This is a genomic window from Spiractinospora alimapuensis, from assembly GCF_018437505.1.
GTDB lineage: Bacteria > Actinomycetota > Actinomycetes > Streptosporangiales > Streptosporangiaceae > Spiractinospora > Spiractinospora alimapuensis.
In genome coordinates this window covers 666,004-685,557 of record NZ_CP072467.1, presented here as the reverse complement: position 1 = coordinate 685,557, position 19,554 = coordinate 666,004, and the positions used below count along the sequence as shown (strand labels likewise).

At 70.2% G+C, this 19,554-nt stretch carries 21 protein-coding genes; 12 read left to right on the top strand and 9 right to left on the bottom strand.

What is annotated here, in order from left to right; genetic code table 11:
• The first annotated feature begins 390 nt into the window (after positions 1-390).
• The 3 genes from J4H86_RS03185 to J4H86_RS03175 all read left to right on the top strand — a co-directional run bounded on the left by J4H86_RS03185 (position 391) and on the right by J4H86_RS03175 (position 3,775).
• Positions 391-1,635, top strand: coding sequence for an FAD-dependent monooxygenase (locus tag J4H86_RS03185; protein ID WP_236541894.1), 1,245 nt, complete (start codon positions 391-393; stop codon positions 1,633-1,635).
• 111 nt (positions 1,636-1,746) lie between these two features.
• Entirely contained in the window at positions 1,747-3,009 is a 1,263-nt protein-coding gene (locus J4H86_RS03180) for an FAD-dependent monooxygenase (RefSeq protein ID WP_236541892.1), read from the top strand.
• A 4-nt stretch (positions 3,010-3,013) separates the two neighbouring features.
• A complete protein-coding gene (locus tag J4H86_RS03175; protein ID WP_236541890.1) occupies positions 3,014-3,775 on the top strand; it encodes an aminoglycoside 3'-phosphotransferase in 762 nt (253 codons plus the stop codon).
• A gap of 133 nt (positions 3,776-3,908) precedes the next feature.
• Here J4H86_RS03175 and J4H86_RS03170 read toward each other — a convergent pair whose 3' ends face one another.
• Positions 3,909-4,742 carry an NmrA/HSCARG family protein gene (locus tag J4H86_RS03170; RefSeq protein ID WP_236541888.1) on the bottom strand — a complete coding sequence of 278 codons (834 nt, stop codon included), beginning with the start codon at positions 4,740-4,742 and terminating at the stop codon, positions 3,909-3,911.
• A 124-nt stretch (positions 4,743-4,866) separates the two neighbouring features.
• Here J4H86_RS03170 and J4H86_RS03165 point away from each other — a divergent pair, with 124 nt between their 5' ends.
• Entirely contained in the window at positions 4,867-5,559 is a 693-nt protein-coding gene (locus J4H86_RS03165) for a TetR/AcrR family transcriptional regulator (RefSeq protein ID WP_236541886.1), read from the top strand.
• 65 nt (positions 5,560-5,624) lie between these two features.
• On the opposite strand, the gene map is transcribed toward J4H86_RS03165, so the two are convergent.
• Complete coding sequence (gene map / locus J4H86_RS03160; RefSeq protein ID WP_236541884.1) at positions 5,625-6,389, bottom strand: type I methionyl aminopeptidase; 765 nt, start codon at positions 6,387-6,389, stop codon at positions 5,625-5,627.
• An 89-nt stretch (positions 6,390-6,478) separates the two neighbouring features.
• On the opposite strand from map, the gene J4H86_RS03155 reads away from it, so the two are divergent.
• Positions 6,479-6,742, top strand: a complete 264-nt coding sequence (locus tag J4H86_RS03155; RefSeq protein WP_236541882.1) for a helix-turn-helix domain-containing protein — start codon at positions 6,479-6,481, stop codon at positions 6,740-6,742.
• Here the strand turns inward: J4H86_RS03155 and J4H86_RS03150 are convergent.
• Complete coding sequence (locus J4H86_RS03150) at positions 6,739-7,503, bottom strand: metallophosphoesterase family protein (protein ID WP_236541880.1); 765 nt, start codon at positions 7,501-7,503, stop codon at positions 6,739-6,741. The two genes, J4H86_RS03155 and J4H86_RS03150, sit on opposite strands and share 4 nt — an antisense overlap.
• Before the next feature lie 137 nt (positions 7,504-7,640).
• Between J4H86_RS03150 and J4H86_RS03145 the strand changes: the two genes are divergently transcribed.
• Entirely contained in the window at positions 7,641-8,897 is a 1,257-nt protein-coding gene (locus tag J4H86_RS03145) for an MFS transporter (protein WP_236541878.1), read from the top strand.
• Here the strand turns inward: J4H86_RS03145 and J4H86_RS03140 are convergent.
• On the bottom strand, positions 8,845-10,074 hold the full coding sequence (locus tag J4H86_RS03140; RefSeq protein WP_236541876.1) for an MFS transporter: 1,230 nt from the start codon (positions 10,072-10,074) through the stop codon (positions 8,845-8,847). The two genes, J4H86_RS03145 and J4H86_RS03140, sit on opposite strands and share 53 nt — an antisense overlap.
• Before the next feature lie 208 nt (positions 10,075-10,282).
• Positions 10,283-11,074 (bottom strand): siderophore-interacting protein, encoded by a 792-nt coding sequence (locus tag J4H86_RS03135; protein WP_236541874.1) that lies wholly within the window; start codon positions 11,072-11,074, stop codon positions 10,283-10,285.
• Between the two features lie 94 nt (positions 11,075-11,168).
• On the opposite strand from J4H86_RS03135, the gene J4H86_RS03130 reads away from it, so the two are divergent.
• The 3 genes from J4H86_RS03130 to J4H86_RS03120 are packed head-to-tail and all read left to right on the top strand — an operon-like array spanning position 11,169 to position 13,364.
• A complete protein-coding gene (locus J4H86_RS03130; RefSeq protein ID WP_236541873.1) occupies positions 11,169-11,891 on the top strand; it encodes a TetR/AcrR family transcriptional regulator in 723 nt (240 codons plus the stop codon).
• 9 nt (positions 11,892-11,900) lie between these two features.
• Positions 11,901-12,533, top strand: a complete 633-nt coding sequence (locus J4H86_RS03125) for a mycothiol-dependent nitroreductase Rv2466c family protein (protein WP_236541871.1) — start codon at positions 11,901-11,903, stop codon at positions 12,531-12,533.
• Positions 12,534-12,554: 21 nt separating this feature from the next.
• Positions 12,555-13,364 carry an alpha/beta fold hydrolase gene (locus J4H86_RS03120; RefSeq protein ID WP_236541869.1) on the top strand — a complete coding sequence of 270 codons (810 nt, stop codon included), beginning with the start codon at positions 12,555-12,557 and terminating at the stop codon, positions 13,362-13,364.
• Here J4H86_RS03120 and J4H86_RS03115 read toward each other — a convergent pair.
• Complete coding sequence (locus tag J4H86_RS03115) at positions 13,354-13,824, bottom strand: TIGR03618 family F420-dependent PPOX class oxidoreductase (RefSeq protein ID WP_236541867.1); 471 nt, start codon at positions 13,822-13,824, stop codon at positions 13,354-13,356. The two genes, J4H86_RS03120 and J4H86_RS03115, sit on opposite strands and share 11 nt — an antisense overlap.
• 45 nt (positions 13,825-13,869) lie before the next feature.
• Between J4H86_RS03115 and J4H86_RS03110 the strand changes: the two genes are divergently transcribed.
• On the top strand, positions 13,870-15,105 hold the full coding sequence (locus tag J4H86_RS03110; RefSeq protein ID WP_236541866.1) for an MFS transporter: 1,236 nt from the start codon (positions 13,870-13,872) through the stop codon (positions 15,103-15,105).
• Between the two features lie 56 nt (positions 15,106-15,161).
• Here the strand turns inward: J4H86_RS03110 and J4H86_RS03105 are convergent, their stop codons facing one another.
• On the bottom strand, positions 15,162-15,611 hold the full coding sequence (locus J4H86_RS03105; protein WP_236541864.1) for a hypothetical protein: 450 nt from the start codon (positions 15,609-15,611) through the stop codon (positions 15,162-15,164).
• Positions 15,608-16,375 (bottom strand): SDR family oxidoreductase, encoded by a 768-nt coding sequence (locus J4H86_RS03100; protein ID WP_236541862.1) that lies wholly within the window; start codon positions 16,373-16,375, stop codon positions 15,608-15,610. Before J4H86_RS03100 ends, J4H86_RS03105 begins: the two co-directional genes overlap by 4 nt.
• Before the next feature lie 183 nt (positions 16,376-16,558).
• Here J4H86_RS03100 and sigJ point away from each other — a divergent pair, with 183 nt between their 5' ends.
• Entirely contained in the window at positions 16,559-17,461 is a 903-nt protein-coding gene (gene sigJ, locus J4H86_RS03095) for an RNA polymerase sigma factor SigJ (RefSeq protein ID WP_236541861.1), read from the top strand.
• A 169-nt stretch (positions 17,462-17,630) separates the two neighbouring features.
• On the opposite strand, the gene J4H86_RS03090 is transcribed toward sigJ, so the two are convergent.
• Positions 17,631-17,990: an ArsR/SmtB family transcription factor gene (locus J4H86_RS03090; RefSeq protein ID WP_236541859.1), complete on the bottom strand. Its 360-nt coding sequence runs from the start codon at positions 17,988-17,990 to the stop codon at positions 17,631-17,633.
• An 80-nt stretch (positions 17,991-18,070) separates the two neighbouring features.
• Here J4H86_RS03090 and J4H86_RS03085 point away from each other — a divergent pair, with 80 nt between their 5' ends.
• Positions 18,071-19,330, top strand: a complete 1,260-nt coding sequence (locus tag J4H86_RS03085) for an MFS transporter (protein WP_236541857.1) — start codon at positions 18,071-18,073, stop codon at positions 19,328-19,330.
• Positions 19,331-19,554: the final 224 nt, after the last annotated feature.

Here is a 19,554-nt window from a genome sequence, read left to right as displayed (position 1 = left end):
GCCGAACGGCCGAGCCCCGTGCGGCGGCGAAGGCACCGCCCACGGGTGAATTTCGGGGCGCGGGCACACGAGTTCGTCGGGGAGCGGACGCCGAGCGTCGTCCTCTGCCCAGTAGAGGGCGCTCGGCCGTCGAGAGAGTGGAGATTGGGCTCGGTGGCCGTCAGGGCCTCGGTGATCCAGGAGAACCGCGAGCGGACGACCGGCCGGCGTGAGCGCGCCCGCCGCGCGTTCCGCCGCCGCGTACCGTCTGGAACTGGGTCCGGTGGGACCACCAGCAGCGGATGGCCACGCCGGGCACCGAAGCGGTCGCTGACCCGACGCTCCCGTCGTCAGCGGGGACGTCAGCGCCGCGTGCGTGACCGGTCAGTACGGGGAGTCACCGTGTGGAGCATGAACCCAACACACGGCACCGTTCTCATCTCCGGCGGCGGAATCGCCGGCCCCGCGTTGGCGTACTGGCTGCGGCGCGCGGGTTTCACGCCCACCGTCGTCGAGCGAGCCGGAACGATCCGCAGCGGAGGCCACCGCATCGACCTCGGCGCCACCGGGATCGAGATGCTCACCCGCATGGGCGTGGGGGAGAGGATTCGCGGCCTCGGCGCACCCATCCCCAACCCCACTCTCTACCTCGGTGACAACGACCACGAGATCACCATCCCGGTGCAACCCAACTCGGTCGGGACGTCCATCGCGTTGCGGCGCGGCGACGTCGTCTCCACGGTGAACAGTCTCGTGGCCGACGACGTGGAGTTCATCTTCGACGACTCCATCACCGCCATCGAGCAAAGCGCCGAATCCACTCGCGTCTCCTTCGAACGCGGCCCCAGCCGCGACTTCGACCTCGTCGTCGGCGCGGACGGCATCAACTCCAACGTCCGGTCCATCGCCTACGGCCCTCGGGAGCGCTACGCCCACTTTCTCGGCACCAACCTGGCGATCACCGAGGTGGAGAACTACCTCGGGCTGCGCGACCAGATGCTGGCCCACACCTGGCCGCACTGTGGGCTCGCGATCACCACGTTCCCGGGCAACACGGCACTCGAGACCACGTTCCTGATCCGCGACGAGGAGCCCCTCGACCCCCGAGGCCGCAGCCCCGAGAGTGTCTTCGCCTACGTCGAGCGGCGGTTCAAGTACCACCGGTGGGAGGTGCACAACGCGCTGGACCGGATCCGCCCCCGGCCCGACTTCCACGCCGCGCCCAGTGTGCAGATCAAGATGCCCACGTGGACGGCCGGCCGCGTCGCGCTCGTCGGGGACGCCGCCTACTGCCCCGACCCGATGAGCGGTGAGGGCACCACCCTGGCCCTCGCCGGCGCCTACGTCCTCGCCGGCGAGCTCGCCGCCGCTCGCGGAAACCCCGCGGCGGCGTTCCCCGCCTACGAGAAGGTGATGCGCGAGGTGGTCAAGGCGGGTCAGGGGGTCGCCGAGGCGGGGACCTCCATGCTCGCGCCCCGCACCGGGCCGGGCGGGCTCTGGCTGCGTGACCAGGCGATGCGGGCCGCGGTGCCGATCATCCGCCTCGGCGCCCGCCTGGGTCTGAGCCTCGCCGGCACCAACAAGGTGGGTCTGGCGATCCCCACCTACGACTTCTCCCGTTCCCCCCTGCGATCGGCACGAGGTGAGCGAGGATGAAACACGTCGATCGGCCCCGGACGACAGTCGCCCCGCGCGACGCACCTCGGCCTGTCCGGCCGTGACCGGGTTCAGTGGCGGAATTCGGGGGAACCCGCTTGAGGGAGGCGGATGACGGTGACAGCGCGGCGGGGAAGTGTACTCATCTCAGGGGCGGGCATCGCTGGGCCCGCGCTCGCCCACTGGCTGACCCAAGGTGGATTCTCCCCAACGATCGTGGAACGCGCTCCGGACCTGCGCACCGGGGGGCACCGCATCGAGATGGGCCGCCACGCCATCGCCCTGTTGCGGCGAATGGGGCTGGAGCGGCGCCTGAGTACGGCGTTGGCTCCCGCCCCGTCGGTCACCGTCGTTCTGGGCCGAGGCGAGCGTCACGAGGATCTCCCGTCACCGTCGCGGTCCCTCGACGCTCGCGTCGTCCGCCGAGGGGACCTCGCCGTCGCGGTCAACGACCTCGTCCGGGACACCGTGGAGTATCGGATGAACGACTCCATCACGGCGATCCAGCACAGCGAGTCGGGCGTACGGGTCCAGTTCGAGACTGGCGACCGTGCCGAGTACGACCTCGTCGTCGGGGCGGACGGCATCAACTCCAACGTCCGATCCATCGTGTTCGGCCCACGCGAGCGCTTCGCCCGCGACCTGGGAACGCACATCGCCTTCTCCACCGTGCGCAACTATCTGGACCTGCGCGACCGCGTGCTGATGCGCGTCTGGCCACAGCGCGGCTGCGTGATATCCACGCTCCCGGGCAATATGGAGCTGGAGGTCATGTTCGTGATCCGCGCGCGGCGACGACCCGACACGGTGCGCGGCCGTCTGGACGACACACGGCTCGTCGAGCGTGCGTTCGACGGCCTCGGCTGGGAGACACCCCGTCTTCTGCGGGAAGTCCGCGACGTCGGGGGCCTGCGGCTCGCCTCCAGTACGCAGATCACGATGCCGATGTGGACCGCGGGCCGGGTCGCGTTGGTCGGGGACGCCGGCTACTGCCCCGACCCCATGAGTGGCCAGGGCGCGACACTGTCCCTGGTCGGCGCCTACGTTCTCGCGGGCGAGCTCTGCCGTGAGGGCGTCGATCCGGTGCGTGCGCTCCCTCGGTATGAGGACCGGATGCGCGCGTTCGTCACCGCCGGCCAGGAGGCCGCCGAGTTCGGTACCGCCTACTTCGCGCCTCGAGGCGGGCCAATGGGTGCCCGGGTGCGTGAACGGTTCACCCGCGCCGCCATCCGCGCGATGCGCCTCGGCGCGGCGGTCGGGATCCGCGTGTCCCCGAGTGGTTCCGGTACCGACGCGGTGAGGCTGCCCGCCTACCCCTCTCCCACCACAGGGACCGTTCCCGGTGAAAGCGTCACCGCGATGCGCGATCATTGACAGCATGGGTGGAGCGTTCTCAGGGATTCCAGAGGCCGACGTCGAGGTACCGGCACCCGTACTGCGGGAGGCGGCGGGGCGGGCCGTGCGCGCGGTCTGGCTCAACGAGGTCGACGGGCTCACCTTCCAGGTGGGCGCGGGCGCGGGCCGGGAGTTCATCAAGTGGCTGCCGGGCCACGACGGCTCCGAGTTCGCCGCCGAGGCGCGGCGCCTGGAGTGGGCACGCGCCTACACCCCGGTCCCGCGCGCACTGGGATACGGCGTGGAACGGCACGGTGCGTGGCTGCGCACCGCGGGTCTCGCCGGTGAGAGCGCGGTCAGCCCCCGCTGGGTCGCCGATCCGCGCTCCGCGGTCACCGCGATCGGGCGCGGGCTGCGCGCGCTCCACGACGCACTGCCCGTGCGGGACTGCCCGTTCTCCTGGTCGGTCGCCAGCCGGTTGGCCGCCGCCCCCACCGCCGGGCGGGTCACCCCCGCGCAGGCGCGGGCGATGCTGGACCGTGCCCCACCCGTGGACACCCTCGTGGTCTGTCACGGCGACCCCTGCGCCCCCAACACCCTCATCGACGACGCGGGCCAGTGGTCGGGCCACGTGGACCTCGGTGCCCTCGGCGTCGCCGACCGGTGGGCCGACCTCGCGGTGGCGACCTGGAGCACCCAGTGGAACTACGGCCCCGGCTGGGAGGACACCCTCCTCGATGCCTACGGGATCGCCCCCGACCCCGACCGCATCGCCTACTACCGTCAGGTGTGGGACGTGACCTGACTAGGGCCCTGTGTATTGAGGGCTTTCGGATGGGGGAGCGGCCGTCGCCCCCGCAGGGGCCCAGGTTTCGTCGGTGCGAACCCGGTCGGGTCGGGTGCGTGGACGACCAACCCCGGATCTGGGGACGTCGTCGTCAGTTCTCGGTGTGGAACTGTGCGGACAGGAAGTCCCGGAAGGTCATCAGGTGCGGTCGTAGCTGGCGCAGGGCTGGGATGTCGGCCTGGTAGCCGCTCTCGGCGAACCATTCCAGCATGCGTCCCTCGATCGCCAACCCCTCGAAACGCGTGGGGGTGCCCGTGACCTCGGTGAAGACCTCCGCGATCTCCGGGAAGGTCAGCTCGTCGCCCGCGAGTTCGATCTGGCGGTGCAGGAAGGTCTCGGGGGAGCCGAACGCGTCGGCGGCGAAGGCGCCGATGTCGTCGACGGCGATGAGCTGCATCGGCCGGTCCGGCTTGACCGGCAACGCCACCACCCGTTCCTCCTCGGCCTCGGCGAACATCAAGAGGTTTTCCATGAAGAACACCGGGCGGAGGATCGTGGCGGGGATCCCCTGGGCGAGGATGTGCCGTTCGACCTCCGCCTTGCTCTCGAAGTGGTCGATCCCGGTCTCCCGTTCGGCTCCTCCCACCGAGCTGTAGACGAGGTGGCGGACCTCCGTGGCCTGGGCGGCGTCGGCCACGTTGATCCCTTGCCGGACCTCGGCGGCGAGTGTCTCCGGGGTGTCGGCCAGGCCCTGCACGCTGAACACGCCGTCGACGCCGCGCATCGCGCGGCGCAGGGACGACGGGTCCTCCATGTCCCCCTGGACCAGGGTCGCCCCGAGCTCCGCCAACGCGACCGCGGCGGGGGAGGAGGGGTCGCGCACGAGCGCGCGCACCTGGTGGCCTCCGGCCAGCAGGTGGCGGGCCGTGGCTCCCCCCTGGTTCCCGGTGGCGCCGACGACGAGGACGGTCAAGGCATCGATCATGAGGGGACCCCCTATTCGGAGTGGATTGCTCCGAATAATGTAACTCGGAGCGGAGTACTCCGCAAATGGAGGGGGCGGGCCCACGCTCCGGGCGTCCCGGAGAAGCGCGACCTATGCTGAGTTCATGTGTGATCCCACCGCACCACGTCGACGCGGGCCGCAGGCACGGGCGGCGCGCAACGACCGCGCCGTTCTCGAGGCCGCGCACCACGTCTTCCTGACCCAGGGCGTCGACGCGCCGGTTTCGGCGGTCGCGGAGCGGGCCGGTGTGGGCATGGGGAGCCTGTACCGGCGCTACCGCACCAAGGAGGAGCTCCTCCAACGGTTGGGCGTGGACTCCATGGAGAGCGTCGCCGGCGCCGCCGAGGAGGCGATGGCCGTCGCCGATCCCTGGCAGGCGGTCGCCGACTACGTGTGGCGGTGTGTGGAGCGTGGCCTCGGCGTGCTGGCGCCCCTGGCGAGCACGGTCGAGGCGACCGAGGAGATGCGGCGGGCCAGCGAACGCGCACGGCAGGCCACCGAGGCGTTGGTGTCGCGTGCACAGACGGCCGGGGTGCTCCGCGCGGACGTGAGCGCCTTCGACCTCACGCTGTTGATCAGCCACTTCCGCTGCCCGCCGGAGGGTGTCGCCGACCCTCATCTGGCCCAGCGCCGCCTCCTCGCCATCGCCCTGGACGGCCTACGCGCCCCGGCCGGCTCAGGCATCAATGCGACGCTGCCCGGAGCCCCACCGGAACCCGGCGACTTCCAGTCCGCGTGGAACAACCACTGCGTCGCCCCCGAAGCCGGCGGGAGCACGCACGGCGCCTGCGGCTAGGCCATGCGTTTCTTGGGGGTGGGACCGGTATGCCGACGCGGCGGGAAACCTCCTCCCCGAGGGTGTCACGGCAGGGTCAGGATCCGTGGCCCGTCCTCGGTGACGGCGATGGTGTGTTCCACGTGCACGGTGCGTGACCCGTCGGCCGAGCGCAGGGTCCAGCCGTCGGGGTCGTAGACGAGGTGCTCGCTGGTCCGGGAGAACCACGGCTCCAGGGCGAGGGTGAGGCCGGGGCGGAGGCGCGGACCGCGTCCCGGGCGGCCACTGTTGGCGACGTGGGGATCCTCGTGCATGGTGCGTCCGAGTCCGTGCCCGCCGAACTCGTTGTTCACGGGGTACCCGTGGCCCTGGATGACACCCTGGATCGCGGCGGAGATGTCCCCCAGGTGCCCGTCGGGCTGAGCGGCGGCGATCGCGGCGCGCAACGCCTCCTCGGCGACGTCGCGCATGTGCACGTCCTCCGGGGCGGGGGTGCCGACGATGACCGTGCGCGCGGCGTCGGCCACCCACCCCCCGATCTCCACCGCGAGGTCCATCTTCACCACGTCGCCGTCGGCGAGTACGTAGTCGTGGGGCAGGCCGTGCAGCACGGCGTCGTTCACCGACAGGCAGGTCACGTTACGGAAGGGGCCGCGTCCGAAGGAGGGAGCGTAATCCCAGTAGCAGGACTGGGCGCCGCGCTCCTCGAGCATGGCGCGGGCGTGGTGTTCGAGGTCGAGCAGGTTGACACCGACGCCGGCCCGGGTCGAGAGCTCCTGGAGGACCTCCGCGACGAACCGTCCGGTGGTCCGCATCGCCTCGATCTCCGCGGGTGACTTCAACTCCACCATCACGCGTCCCCTTACCTCGGATCGGACCGGCACCAGAATCTGGTATTTAAATATGGGCGGTATGAAAATACCACGGCTATGCTGTGGCCATGGTTCGTCACCCACTCACCCCAGAGCAGATCGACGCGGGACGTCGCCTCGGCGCGCTCCTGCGCCGCGCTCGTGGTGACCGCGACCTCGTCCACGTCGCCCGCGCCGCGGGGATCTCGCCCGAGACCCTGCGCAAGATCGAGACCGGGCGGCTGCCGAGCCCGGCGTTCGGCACCGTGGTCGGCCTGTCCGACGCGTTGAACCTGCCCCTGGCCGAACTGGCCGACGCCTGGCGCGACACGGTGTCCCTCCCAGCGCCCTAACATCCCCTCGCTCGGTCGTCCTGCCGGGATCGCATCCGCCGCTTCGCCCCCGCGTCGGAGATGCCACCGGTGAGATACGGCTCGATCCACGCGCCGATCCCCGGAAAGTCCGAACCCCGCTCCACCGCACCCTGCGCCGCGTGGGCGTCCACCAGGGTTCGCCGTAGCTGCACTCCCGGCCCCAACAGCGCCCAGTGCGCGCCGGACGGGCCGAACGGCATGCCCACACTGCCGGGATTGAGCACCACACGTCCATCCACCAGGCGGAGGAACGGCATGTGCGTGTGCCCGCACACCACGACCGACTCCGCGGGGGCGACACCGGCGAGGACCTCGCGCCACCGGTCGTCGTCGGAGTCCACCAGCACCAGCTCCTCGTCGTCGCGCGGGGTGGCGTGGCAGAACAGTACGGCCCCCAGCCCCGTGACCTCCAACGTCACCACTGGCGGGAGGGCGGCCAACACGGCGAGGTCCGCCTCGGTGACCTGGTCGGCGCACCACTGGATCAGGGGCGTCTTCGCCTGCGGCGGTTCGGGGCCGCGCAGCCGCAGTGTGTCCCGCTCCCCGTTGCCCCGCAGCCACACCGCGCGGTCGCCCAGCTCCGCCACCAGGTCCAGGGTCCGGCGCGGCAACGGGCCCGGCAGCAGATCGCCGGTGAACACCACACGGTCCGCGGCCACCACGTCGGGTTCGTTCAGCACCGCCTCCAGGGCCGGTGCCACGGCGTGGACATCGGAGAGCACCGCCACGCGCTCCATCATGGTGCCGAGTGTGGAACCTCCACCGGACGATGTCCAGGGCCCACTCCACCCACCACGTAGTCCCCGTGGGAAATTCCCTTCCCATTCGCGGACCGCGCTGCGACCCTTGGCCCGGACCCCAACCCACGGACGCCGCCTTGGACACCTCCCCCCACCCCCAGGACGACGCACCGCCGCGAACGTTGCGTCCCCTGTCCGCCGTGCTCGCGGCACAGGCCGTCGCCTGGAGCGGAACGCGCCTCTCCGCGATCGCGTTGCCCTGGTTCGTCGTCACCACCACCGGAAGCGCGACCCAGACCGGCGCCGTGGTGTTCGCCCAGATGGCGCCGCACGTCGTCGCCCAGGTCCTCACCAGCCCACTCATCGACCGGCTCGGAGCCCGACCCGTCTCCATCCTCGGCGACCTCGTCGCCACCGCCGCGATGATCACGATCCCGGTGCTGTACGTGGCGGACGCGCTCCCGCTGTGGGGGCTGATGGCGCTGGTCGCGGTGGTCGGCGCCGCCGACGGGCCAGCCAACATCGCCAAGACCGTGTTCATCCCCGCCGCCACCCGGGTGGCCAACGTCCCCCTCGAGCGGGGGACCGGACTGTCCAGCGCGCTGGAGCGAACGGCCTCCACTGTCGGCCCCGCCCTCGCGGGGGTCACCGTGGCCGCCGTCGGCGGTATCTACGCCCTGGCCATCACGGCGGCGTTCTTCTCGCTCGGTGCCGTGATCATCGCCGTGTTCCGCCCCACCCACGTACCTGAGCGGAGCACGGACACCTACGTCGGACAGCTCCGGGCCGGCGTCCACGGACTGTTCCGCGACCGGCTCCTGCGCACGCTCACCCTGACCATCACCGTGACCAACCTGCTCGACATCGCGATCGCCTCCGTGCTGCTGCCGGTGTGGGTTCACACCCACGGACACGACGCGTCGGTCTACGGGCTCGTGATGGCCGTCATGTCGGCGACGTCGATCGGGGCCAGCCTCGTCGCCGCGGGAGCCGGACACCGGATTCCGCGCCGCGCCGCCTACGTGATCGGCATGGTCGTGGGCGGTGTTCCCCGTTTCCTCGTGCTCGCGGTCGGCGCGCCGCTTTGGGTCGTCCTCGCCGTCCACGCCGTGGTCGGGTTCGGATCGGGGTTCGTGAACCCCGTCGCCGGAGCCGTCGTGTTCGAACGCTCACCCCAGGGAATGCTGGGCCGCATCCGGGGAGTGCTCACCGCCGTGGCGTGGGCGGGTATGCCCTTCGGCGGGCTGGCCGCCGGTGGGGCGATCGCCGCCATGGGCCTGTCGGGAACCCTGCTCCTGTTCGGCGGGGTGTACCTCGTCGCCGCCCTGGTCCCGGGCCTCGTCAGGGACTGGCGGGCCCCACATCCTCCGCCCGGGCGATCTCCCGCTCGGTGACCACGCGGAAACACATCAGCAGCGACAGCGAGAGCGCCCCACACAACGCGAACAGCCCGCGCAGGCCCGCCACCTCGGCGACCACACCCCCCAACAGGGCCCCGACCGGCATCAGCCCCCAGGCGAGCATCCGGTAGCAGGAGTTGACGCGGCCCAACAGATGGTCGGGGATGACGCGTTGCCGCAGCGTCACCACCACGACGTTCCACAGCATGATCCCGATCCCCAGCAGGACGAACGCCGGGGCGACGATCCACACGCTGGCCGTGGCCACCAGCACCCAGCCAAAGCCCCCCGAGAGCGCGACGGTCACCACGAGGAGCCGCACCCGCCCCACCAACCGCTGCAACGGATCGACCAGCAGCGAGGCCAGGGCACTGCCCGCCGCCGTCGCGGTGAGCAACCACCCGTAGGCGTACTCGGGCAACCCCATCGCCGAGTCCGGCCCCACCGCGAACAGTACGAACACCGACATCACCGCGGACTGCGACAGGTTCATCACGCCCGTGGCGAGAGCCAGCGTCCGCAATAGCCGATGGCGCCACAGGTAGCGCACACCGTCGGCGATGTCCCTCGTCATCGAACCGTTCGACGGGCGCTCCGCCCGGAACCTCCCACGCAGCGCCAGCAGGACTCCGGCGGCGCCCGCGTAGAGCACCGCCGGGGTCGCGAACGCGAGCGCGACCGACACCGCGACGAGCACCCCACCCACGGCCCGCCCCGCGAAGCTCTCCGCGACCTCACGCGCCCCGAACAACCGCCCGTTCGCGCGCCCCAGGTCGTCGCGGTCCACCAGGTCCGGAAGCGTCGACTGCGCGCCGCTGTCGAAGAACACCTCCGCGACACCGACGACCGCGACGACGATCAGCAACGCGAGGAGACTGTCGCGCCCGGTCACCACCAGGACCACGAACGCCAGCGTGGCGAGGAACCGCACCACGTTGGCGTTCACCATGATCCGACGCCGGTCCCACCGGTCCAGCAACGCCCCCACGTGCAGCGCCAGCAACAGCCACGGCAGGAACGCGACCGCGCTCACCAGCGCGATCAACAACGGGGACCGGGTGTACTGCACCGCCAGCAACGGCAGCGCGACCTTGTACACCCCATCAGCGAGGTTCGCCAACGTCGAACCACACCACAACCACCAGAACCGAGACCCCAGTCCCCGCGACATCCGGCCAGTCTCGCACCGCGAGAGATCGACAGGAAGGCGAGTGATCAAGCCTGGGCGCGCCTTCGCAGGAGCTCGATCAGGGATCACATGTTGCCCGACGTGGAACCTGTCGGGTCATTGACCGGATCGGCGAAGCTCGCCGGAGAGCCACGATTCAGACGATCAAACACCGCAGAGACGCCTACCGAATCTGACCCGGTTGTCAGGTTCAGTGCAGTCCGTACTTCCCCGGAGTCCAGAACGGCTTGACCTTGATGGATTTGCGGGGCCAACCACGTTCTTGGACGAGGTGATTACGCACCGCCTGGCAGGTGCGGGCCTCACCGGCGACGTAGGCGACCCCGGGGCTCTCGGGTAGCGCCAGTTCGGCCACAGCGGTCTGGAGCGCTAGGGACGACGCCGCGGACGCCGAACCGCGATGCACGCGCCGGACATCGGCTCCCTCCGCCAGAGGTACGTCGTGGTCGGGCCCCGCGCTTTCGAGAACGGCCCTCACCGGCTGGTCGGGTTCGATGGCGGCCACCATCGATACGAAAGCCGCGGCGGCGCTCTCTTCACCCACGAACAGGTGGTGTTCACCCTGGACGGGGTGGAACTCGCATTGGGGCCACCAGTAGGTGACGAGGTCGCCGCGCTGCACGGTGCGCGCCCAGGTCGCGCCGATCCCGTCGTTCTCATGCAGATGCGCCCAGATCTCCACCTCGCGATCGGGGCGGGAGAAATTCACGATCGTGTAGGTACGCAGGGTCTGGGACGGACGCACGATTCCGTACAGCGACAGCGGATCGTTGATCTGGACACGGATGTGCTGGCCGGGTTGGTACGGGAACGTGATCGGCTCGTCGGCGACCATCCGAATGGCGAGCATCGAGGCCGTGACGGCGCGGACCTGTGTCACCGAGCCCGTCACCACGTACTTCTCTAATGACCGGGAGAGGGGATTGCGACGTCGGGGGCTGACGGTGGAGGACGGCCGACCGTCCCGGGGGTTGTTGTCCATCACGGTCCTTAGGCACCGAAGATTTATTTAGAGCCATTAAGTAAACATAGATGGTCTAGAGTGTCAATCCAGGCAACCACCAGAACGGACGGGCATGGCAGCACAGACGAGCAGGCGGCAGCGGCTACGAGCGGCAACCGTGGAGGAGATCCGTGCGGCGGCACGCGACCTCCTCGTCACCAAGGGGTCGGCCGCGGTGACGATCAACGCCGTCGCCCGGGAAGTCGGTATGAGCGGCCCGGCGCTCTATCACTACTTCGCGAATCACGACGCACTGATCAGCGCTGTGACCACGGATTTCTATCGCGAACTCGCCGAGACTCTGGAGGGCGCGCGCGACGCGGTGCCCGCCGAGGAACCCATGCGCCGACTCCTGGCCACCTGTCGGGCCTTGCGGGGATGGGCCACAACCCACACCGCGGAGTTCGGATGGATCTTCGCGAGCCCCTTCGGGGCCGCCAACCACGGCCATGACAGCGAACGCTCCCAGGCCGGGAACCGATTCGAACGGATCTTCCTCGACCAATTCGTCGAACTGTGGCGTGCGCGTCCCTTCCCCGCCCCCAGTCCCGACTGTGTGGATCCGGCCCTGCACGCCCAGCACGTCGCCTACGCGGCGCGTCACGGAGACCGCCTCCCACCGGCGGCCGTCCATGTGTTCCTCACCTGTTGGACGCGGATCTACGGCACGCTGTGCATGGAGATGTTGCACCAGTTGGACTTCGCCTACTGGAACATGACACCCGTCTTCGAACAGACGCTCCACGACCTCTGCGCCACCCTCGGCCACCCCTACGAGCCTCCGGACGCCGAATAGGCTGAGGCCATGGCCATCGCCGACTTCTGGTTCGACCCCTCCTGCCCCTACACCCAACTCACCGCCCAGTGGATGACGGAGGTCGAGGCGGTTCGGCCCGTCCGGGTGCGTTGGCGGGCGATGAGCCTGTCCGTCCTCAACGAGCACCGGGACGACGATCCGGAGGGGGACCCGGACGGCTATCTGTGGATCGCGGCCCGGATCTGCGCCGCGGTGCAATGCCACCACGGGCACGACGCCTTGGGACGCTTCTACGCCGCGTTGTGGCCCCACAACGACGCCGCCACCACGATGGTCGATACCGACACCGGCGACGTCGACTGGCTGGCAGGACTCCGTGACGCCCTACGCGTCGCCGGGCTTCCCACCGACCTCGCCGAGGTCGGCCTGGGCACCGACTACGACGACGAGCTACGCCGCTCCCACACCGAGGGCGTCACCCTCCTCGGCCCGCACGTGGGCACCCCGATCATCGCCACACCCCACCCCACCACCCCCGACACCCAGGTCGCGTTCTTCGGGCCCGTCATCTCCCAGGTCCCCCGAGGAGAGGCCGCCGGCCGACTCTGGGACGCCACCCTCCTCGTCGCCGCCACCCCCGGCTTCCACACCCTCAAGGGCCACGCACCCGGTGCGGCGTGACCACCCACCTAGACTGCCGCCATGCCCTCCACCACCCTCCTCACCCTCAACGACCGACGCCTCGCCTACGAGGACTACGGCCCACCGACGGCGCCCGTGGTGGTGGCGCTGCACGGACACTTCGGGCGGGGGCGGATCTTCGCGCCGCTCGCCGAGCACGTCAGTACCAGCTACCGGATCGTCGCCCCGGACCAGCGGGGACACGGACGCAGTGACAACGGGGGCGACTTCCACCCCGACGCCTATGTGGCCGACCTAGAGGCGCTCCTCACCGCCCTGGCCCTCGGGCCCGTGGTGCTGCTCGGGCACTCGATGGGCGGCGTCGTCGCCTACCGGCTCGCGGCCCGACGACCGGATCTGGTGCGCGGGCTGATCGTCGAGGACATCGGCGCGGTCACCGACGACACCGCCGTCGCCCACCCCGTCCTCGACGTCACCGACTGGCCCACCACCGCCCCGAGCCCCGACGCCATGCGGGCCGCCATCGAGGAGCGCGGCATCCCCGACGCCACCTACTTCCTGCACAGCGTCGAGCACGACCCCGACAGCGCGACCTGGCGGCTGTTGTTCGACCCCGCGGACATGATGCGCTCCCAGAAGCAGGCGATGGGCGACCACTGGGACGACTGGCTGGCCTCCACCTGCCCGGCGCTGCTGATGCGGGGCGGCCACAGCACGCTACTGAGCGCGGACATGGCGGCGGACATGGTGCGCCGGCGGCCCAACACGAAGCTCGTCGACTTCCCTGACGCCGGCCACTGGATCCACGACGACGCGCCGGACGCCTTCGCCGCGACCGTGACGGAGTTCCTGGCGGGTCTCAGCCGCTGACGGAGGGACCCGCCGCGGTGATAGTGACGCGGACGAGCACCCGCCGCTCCCGCCGCATCGACTCCTCGTACTCCGCCCAGTCGTCGTGTTCGCCGGAGACCCGCCGGTAATAGTCGACCAGGAGGGGCAGCGCCTCCGGCAGGTCCACCACCTCCGCCTCGCCCTCCACCTGGACCCAGTCGCCGAAGAACCCGTCACTCAGGACGCACAGCACGGCGCGCGGATCCCGACGCAGGTTGTGGGTCTTCATCGCGGTGTGTCGCGTGCTGACGATCGCCCGCCCCTCGGCGTCGACCCCCACCAGCACGGGTGACATCTGGATCCGGCCGTCGGATCGGTAGGTCCCCAGCACCGCGTGGGAGTGGTCGTTGAGGAAGGCCTGGGCCGTGGGAATGTCCATGTTCCCCAGTGTGACGGCGGGGGCGGGGAATCCGGCGGCGATCCGGGATGTTTTGCTCAAATGGACCCGACCATCCGATGAATCCATGTGTTCAGGAGCCTGCCTGTGTCCTCCACCCCCTCCGGGCTTCGTGGCCGCGACTTCCGCCTGCTTCTCATCGCCACCATGTTGACCGCCTCCAACTTCTGGCCCCTGCTCAGCGTGCTGCCCCTGTGGGCCGCGAGCGGCGGGACCGGGCACGGAGGCGTGGGCTCCGTCACCGGCGTGATGATGGCGGCCACCGTCGCCGGTCAACTGGCGATCCCCTGGCTGCTGCGCCGCGTCGGACTGCGGATCCTCTTCGCCGTCGGCGCCGTGTTCATGGGCCTGCCCACGTTCCTGTATCCGGTCACCACCGACCTGTCGTGGGTGCTGAGCATCTCCGCCGTGCGGGGCATCGGATTCGGCCTGTTCGTGGTGGCCGGGACCGCGCTCGCCTCACAACTCGTCCCCAACGACCAACGCGGACGCGCCCTGGGGCTGTACGGCAGCGCCGTCGGGATTCCCCACCTCCTGCTGCTTCCGCTCGGGGTCTGGTACGCCCAGACCTTTGGATACGCCGCGGTGTTCATCACCTCCGCCGTCGTGGCGCTGCTGGCCGCCCCCGTGATGGCCGCCGTCTCGGGCCCCGCCACGCCCACGCCCAGCGACGACGAACCCTCAACCGACCCGTGGCCGCTGCGCCAGTACGTGACCCCGACCCTGGTTCTGCTCGTCACCGCCTGTGCGATGGGCGGGATCACCGCGTTCCTGGCGCTGGCCCTGGGGGAGGGCAACGTCGCCCCGATCGCGCTGTTCGCCGTGGCGGCCGGCGTCATCGTGGGGCGGTGGGGGCACGGAGTCTGGGCCGACCGTGGCAGCGGCACACAGCTCGCGCTGCCCGCGCTCACGATCAGCGCCCTGGGCATGGGTGGGTTCGCCCTCGCCGCGGTCTGGGACGCCGGAGCCGCCGCCACCGCGATCACGGCCGGTGTCCTCTACGGCCTCGGCTTCGGCGCGGTGCAGAACGACACCATCATGACCATGCTGCGCCGCGCCGGCCCGCGCGGCAACGGGTCGGCCAGCACGGTGTGGAACGTCGGGTTCGACTCCGGGACCGGTCTGGGCGCGGTCGTGATCGGCTTCATCGCCGCCGGGATGGGTATTCCCGGCGCCTACGCCACCATGGGGGGCGTCATGGCGCTCATGATCCTGGTGTTGCTCACCGGGAGTCTGGTCGCCGCCTACCGGAGAGGCCGTGTTCCGGCCACGCCGCCGGAGGCGACGACGAAGCCGCCGGTGGAGGGGGCCGACCACCGGTAACCGCGGATCACTCGTTCCCACCCGGTCGTCGTGGCCGGGTGGGGGATTCGTCCGGCTCAGGTCGGCGGGTCGGCCACCGCGTTCTGTTTGCGTGCTTCCCGTCGCCCGTAGGTGAGGACGAGGAGCACCAGAGGGATCAACGCGCCGACGCCCAGGATCGCCACCAGCAGGTTGGCCTCGGCCGCCGAAGCGTGTGCCGCGAAGTGCGCCCGGTAGCGCAGGTGGATCAGGAAGTGCGCCACCGCCCACACCGCGTACCCGGCCAGCGCGGTGCGGACGAGGACACGGTGCATCGACACCGCCGCGCCGCCGAGGAACACCGCCACCGCGAGGTTCTTGGCACCGTAGTCCAGCAACAGATGCGGGTTGTAGGCCATGCCCATGTTCACCCAGCTCAGGCCGAAGAACTCGGCGGGCCACACGAAGATGACGACGCCCAGGAGGGCCGAGATCGCGGTGAGGAACACCAGACCGCCCCGCACGACTATCGCCCTGGTTCCGTTCATCGGGCACCGCCTTCGGCGAGGAAACGTTGGAAGGTGACCGTGCCGAACGCGTTCCCCGGAGCGAGGTTGTGGCCGGCCGCGAACTGCGCTGCGACCGTGCCGAACAACGGCAGCGGAACCACGGGCCGACGCCGACCCCGAGCCGCGTTGTACGTCCGCGCCAGTTCGTCCATGCCGACGACCTTGGGTCCGCCGATGTCGGGGGCGCGGCCCGCCGGTCCCGCCGCGACCAGCTCCGCCAGGCGGGCCGCGACGTCTCGGTTGTCGATCGGCTGGAACCGGAAGTTCCGTACGCTCACGGTGACGGGCGAAAGGCGTTGCCAGGCGAAGATGGAGGCCAGCAGGTCGTGGAACTGGGTGGCTCGCAGGATCGTCCACGGAACCCCGGATTCGACGATGACACGTTCGGCCGCGAGCTTGGCCTGGTAGTAGGGGAGTCGGATGCGGTCGACGCCGACGATCGAAACATAGACCACGTGCGGGCGCGCACCGTCGCGTCCGGCCTCGTCGACGAGCCGTCGGGTCGCCGCGACGTCGCCACGACCGTTCGTGGTGGCGCAGTGCACGATCGTGTGCGCGCCGTCGACCGCGGCCGTGAGACCGGTGCCGCTCGACAGGTCACCCACCATTCGGCGGAACGGCTCGCGTCCGCCTGGTTCGGCCCGCCGGGTGAGCACCCGGACCTCGTGCGGCCCCTCGGCGAGTCGCCGCACCACCTCTCTGCCGAGCGTTCCGGTTCCACCGGTCACCAGGACTGACTCCATGTCTCATCCGTTCATGTGCGACCACCCGGTCGAGCGGCCGTCGTCCGTCGCGTACATCCTGGAAGACCGGCCAGGGCTCCCGGACGTGACACTCCGGAGGAAGCGTGGCCCACGACACACGGGGCTGGTCCTGGGTGCGGTCGCGCCCCGGCCCCGCCGCGCGGCGCGTGTTAGCGTCGCGCTGTGAACCCACCCGATGCCCGACCGTCGGACGAGGAGTTCGAACGGCATCGGCGGCGGCTGTTCGGGCTCGCCTACCGCATGCTGTCCTCGGCCGCCGACGCCGAGGACGTCGTGCAGGACGCGTACCTGAGGTGGACCCAGGCACACGCGATCGAGGTTCCACTTGCCTGGCTCACCACAGTGGTCACCAACCTGTGCCTGAACCGGCTCACCTCGGCGCGGGCCCAACGCGAGAGCTACCCCGGACCGTGGCTCCCCGAACCGGTCCTGACCGATGACGGAGCACTCGGACCGCTCGACGCCGTCGAACAGCGGGAGTCGGTCGCGCTGGGCGTGCTCATCCTGCTGGAACGGCTCAGCCCAGCCGAGCGGGCCGTCTTCGTGCTCTGTGAGGCGTTCGGCTACCCCCACCGCGAGATCGCCGAAATCCTCCACGTCGAGGAGGCCCACTCACGGCAGCTCCTGCGGCGGGCGCGCCAGCACGTCGACGCGAAGAGGGGGCGCTTCCCCACCGACGAGGCCACGCACCGACGCATCGTCGAGGCCTTCATCGCCGCGGCGCGATCCGGTGACATGGAGCGACTGCGGGAACTGCTGAGCGACGACGTCGTGGTCTGGACCGACGGTGGCGGACGCACAGCGGCCCGGCGGCCGATCCGCGGTCGGGACCGGGTACTGCGCTACGTCCTGGGCATCGGCGGACGCCCCGAGGTACGGAGGACCTCCAACGAGATCGCCCACGTCAACGGCGAGCCAGCCCTGCTGGTGTGGGACGGCGGGACTCTCACCGCCGTCGTCGCCGTCGAGGTCACCGGGGACCGGATCGACACTGTGCGCATGCTGACCAACGAGGCCAAGCTTGGCTACGCCGCCACCCAGTCACGGATCCGCCCCGGCAGCTGAGCCGCGCCGTTTTCGTGCGTTGGCTGTCTCCCTCTCCGAAGGGATGGGCATCTTCGGCGCGCCCACGCCGCTATGGGGGATGGTCCTGGTGTGACCCCGAGAACAACGCCGGTCCGTGCCGCTGGAGCGGGGTTGTGTGGCGCGGGACGTCCTACGAACACCGGATTGGTCAGTCGTGGAAGGGCTCGCCGGTCACCACGTGGTCGGCGTGGTTCAGCGCCTCCACCACCAGCCGGCGCAAGTGGCCGTCGCTGAGCCGGTAGATGGAGTGTCGCGACTCCTTGCGTGCCTCGACCAACCCAGCCAGGCGCAGCTTGGCCAGGTGCTGAGACACCGCGGTGCGCGAAGCCCCGCACGCGTCGGTCAGTTGCCCCACGTCCGCCTCGCCCCCGGCCAGCGTCCACAGCAGGTGCAGTCGGGTGGGATCGGACAACAGCGCGAACACGCCGGCGGCCACAGTGAGCTGCTCGGTTTCAGGTGGAACCGAGTGCACGAGGCTGGGGTTGGCCTGTTCGTCGCTGGTGCGCATGTGCGCAGTCTATGGCGAGGAGGCCCGGGGAGCGGCAGCACTGTTCATGTCATAATGTGCGTATATGCGCACATGACGATGTGCCTGTTGGTGTCCCTCTCTTCACGGTGGTGATCATGGTGTGGCGGCTGCTGGTGGAGTTCGCCTCTTACCGCAGGTTGTTCTACGCCCAAGTCGTGGCGTTGGCGGGCGCGGGACTGGCCACGGTCGCCCTGGCGCTGCTGGCCTACGACCTTGCCCCGCAGGAGGCAGGGCAGGTGGTGGCCACCGCGCTGACGATCAAGATGCTCGCCTATGTGGGCGCAGGACCGTTGCTGACCGCGGTCCTGGCACGCACCCCTCGCAGAGCGGTACTGGTCAGCGCTAACGGGGTGCGCGCCCTGGCGGTGGCCTGTCTACCCTTCGTCGACCAGATCTGGCAGGTGTACGTCCTCATCGCGGTACTCCAGTGCGCCTCCGCGGCCTTCACCCCCACCTTCCAGGCGATCATCCCCGAACTGGTCGATGATCGTGGCTATACTTCGGCGCTGGCCCTGTCGCGCCTGGCCTATGATCTCGAAGCGATGGCCTCGCCGTTGCTGGCCGCGCTCCTGCTGCTGGTGATGCCCTTCGGCGGACTGTTCGCGCTGACCGCTCTCGGTTTCGTCGCCTCCGCTCTGTTGGTGGCCACCACCACCCTGCCCACCTCTCCCTCCGCCTCGCGTGATCCGCGCCGGGTCGCAGCGAGCTGGCGGGTCTTCGCCACCGATCGCCGACTCCTCGCGCTGATGGCGTTGAATATGGCCGTGGCCGTGCTCACCGCGCTGGTTCTGGTGGACACCGTCGTCCTCGTGCGCTCTCACCTGGGCGGGGGCGATACCGGTGTGGCACTGGCGCTGGGATGTTTCGGGTCGGGTTCCACGGCGGTGGCGCTGGCTCTGGGACCCCTGGTGGAACGATTCGGCACTCGCCGACTGATGCTCACCGGCCCCGGTGTACTCACGGCAGGGGCGGCGGCCTTCGCGCTCGGCTGGAGTCTGGCTCCTGGCCCGGTAGTGCTCGGCGCGGGATGGGCAGTACTGGGCGTCGGATGCGCGCTGATATCCACACCCACCGGGAGACTGCTACGCGAGGCAGCGCCCCAGGGAGGTCTGGCAGGGGTGTTCGCGGCCCAGTTCTCGCTCTCCCACGCCTGTTTCCTGATCACCTACCCGCTTGCCGGGTGGGCCGGCACCCTGTCCCCGATCCTGCTGTTGGGCGGGAGCGCACTGCTCACCGGCATCTGTTCCCTCGCGGCCATGGGGTTGTGGCGCTCCGGTTCGGTGATCGCGGACCAGCCCATCACCAGCCCCAACCGCTGACCTTCCCCCCAGTGCTCACCCGCGCGGGCAATACAGCCACGTTGAAAGGCAGTCTCGCTCGCAGGATCCCCGCGAGGCGACAGCGGCGGCGGACACCACGACTTCCAAGGCCTCGGGGCTGGTTCGGTGATCCGCCATTTCGGTTCGGCCGCCACCCGGCTCGCTCTCCCCATCGGCCGTCACATCGATTACACGCGCACGACCGGGAGGCGGGAACCGCCTGC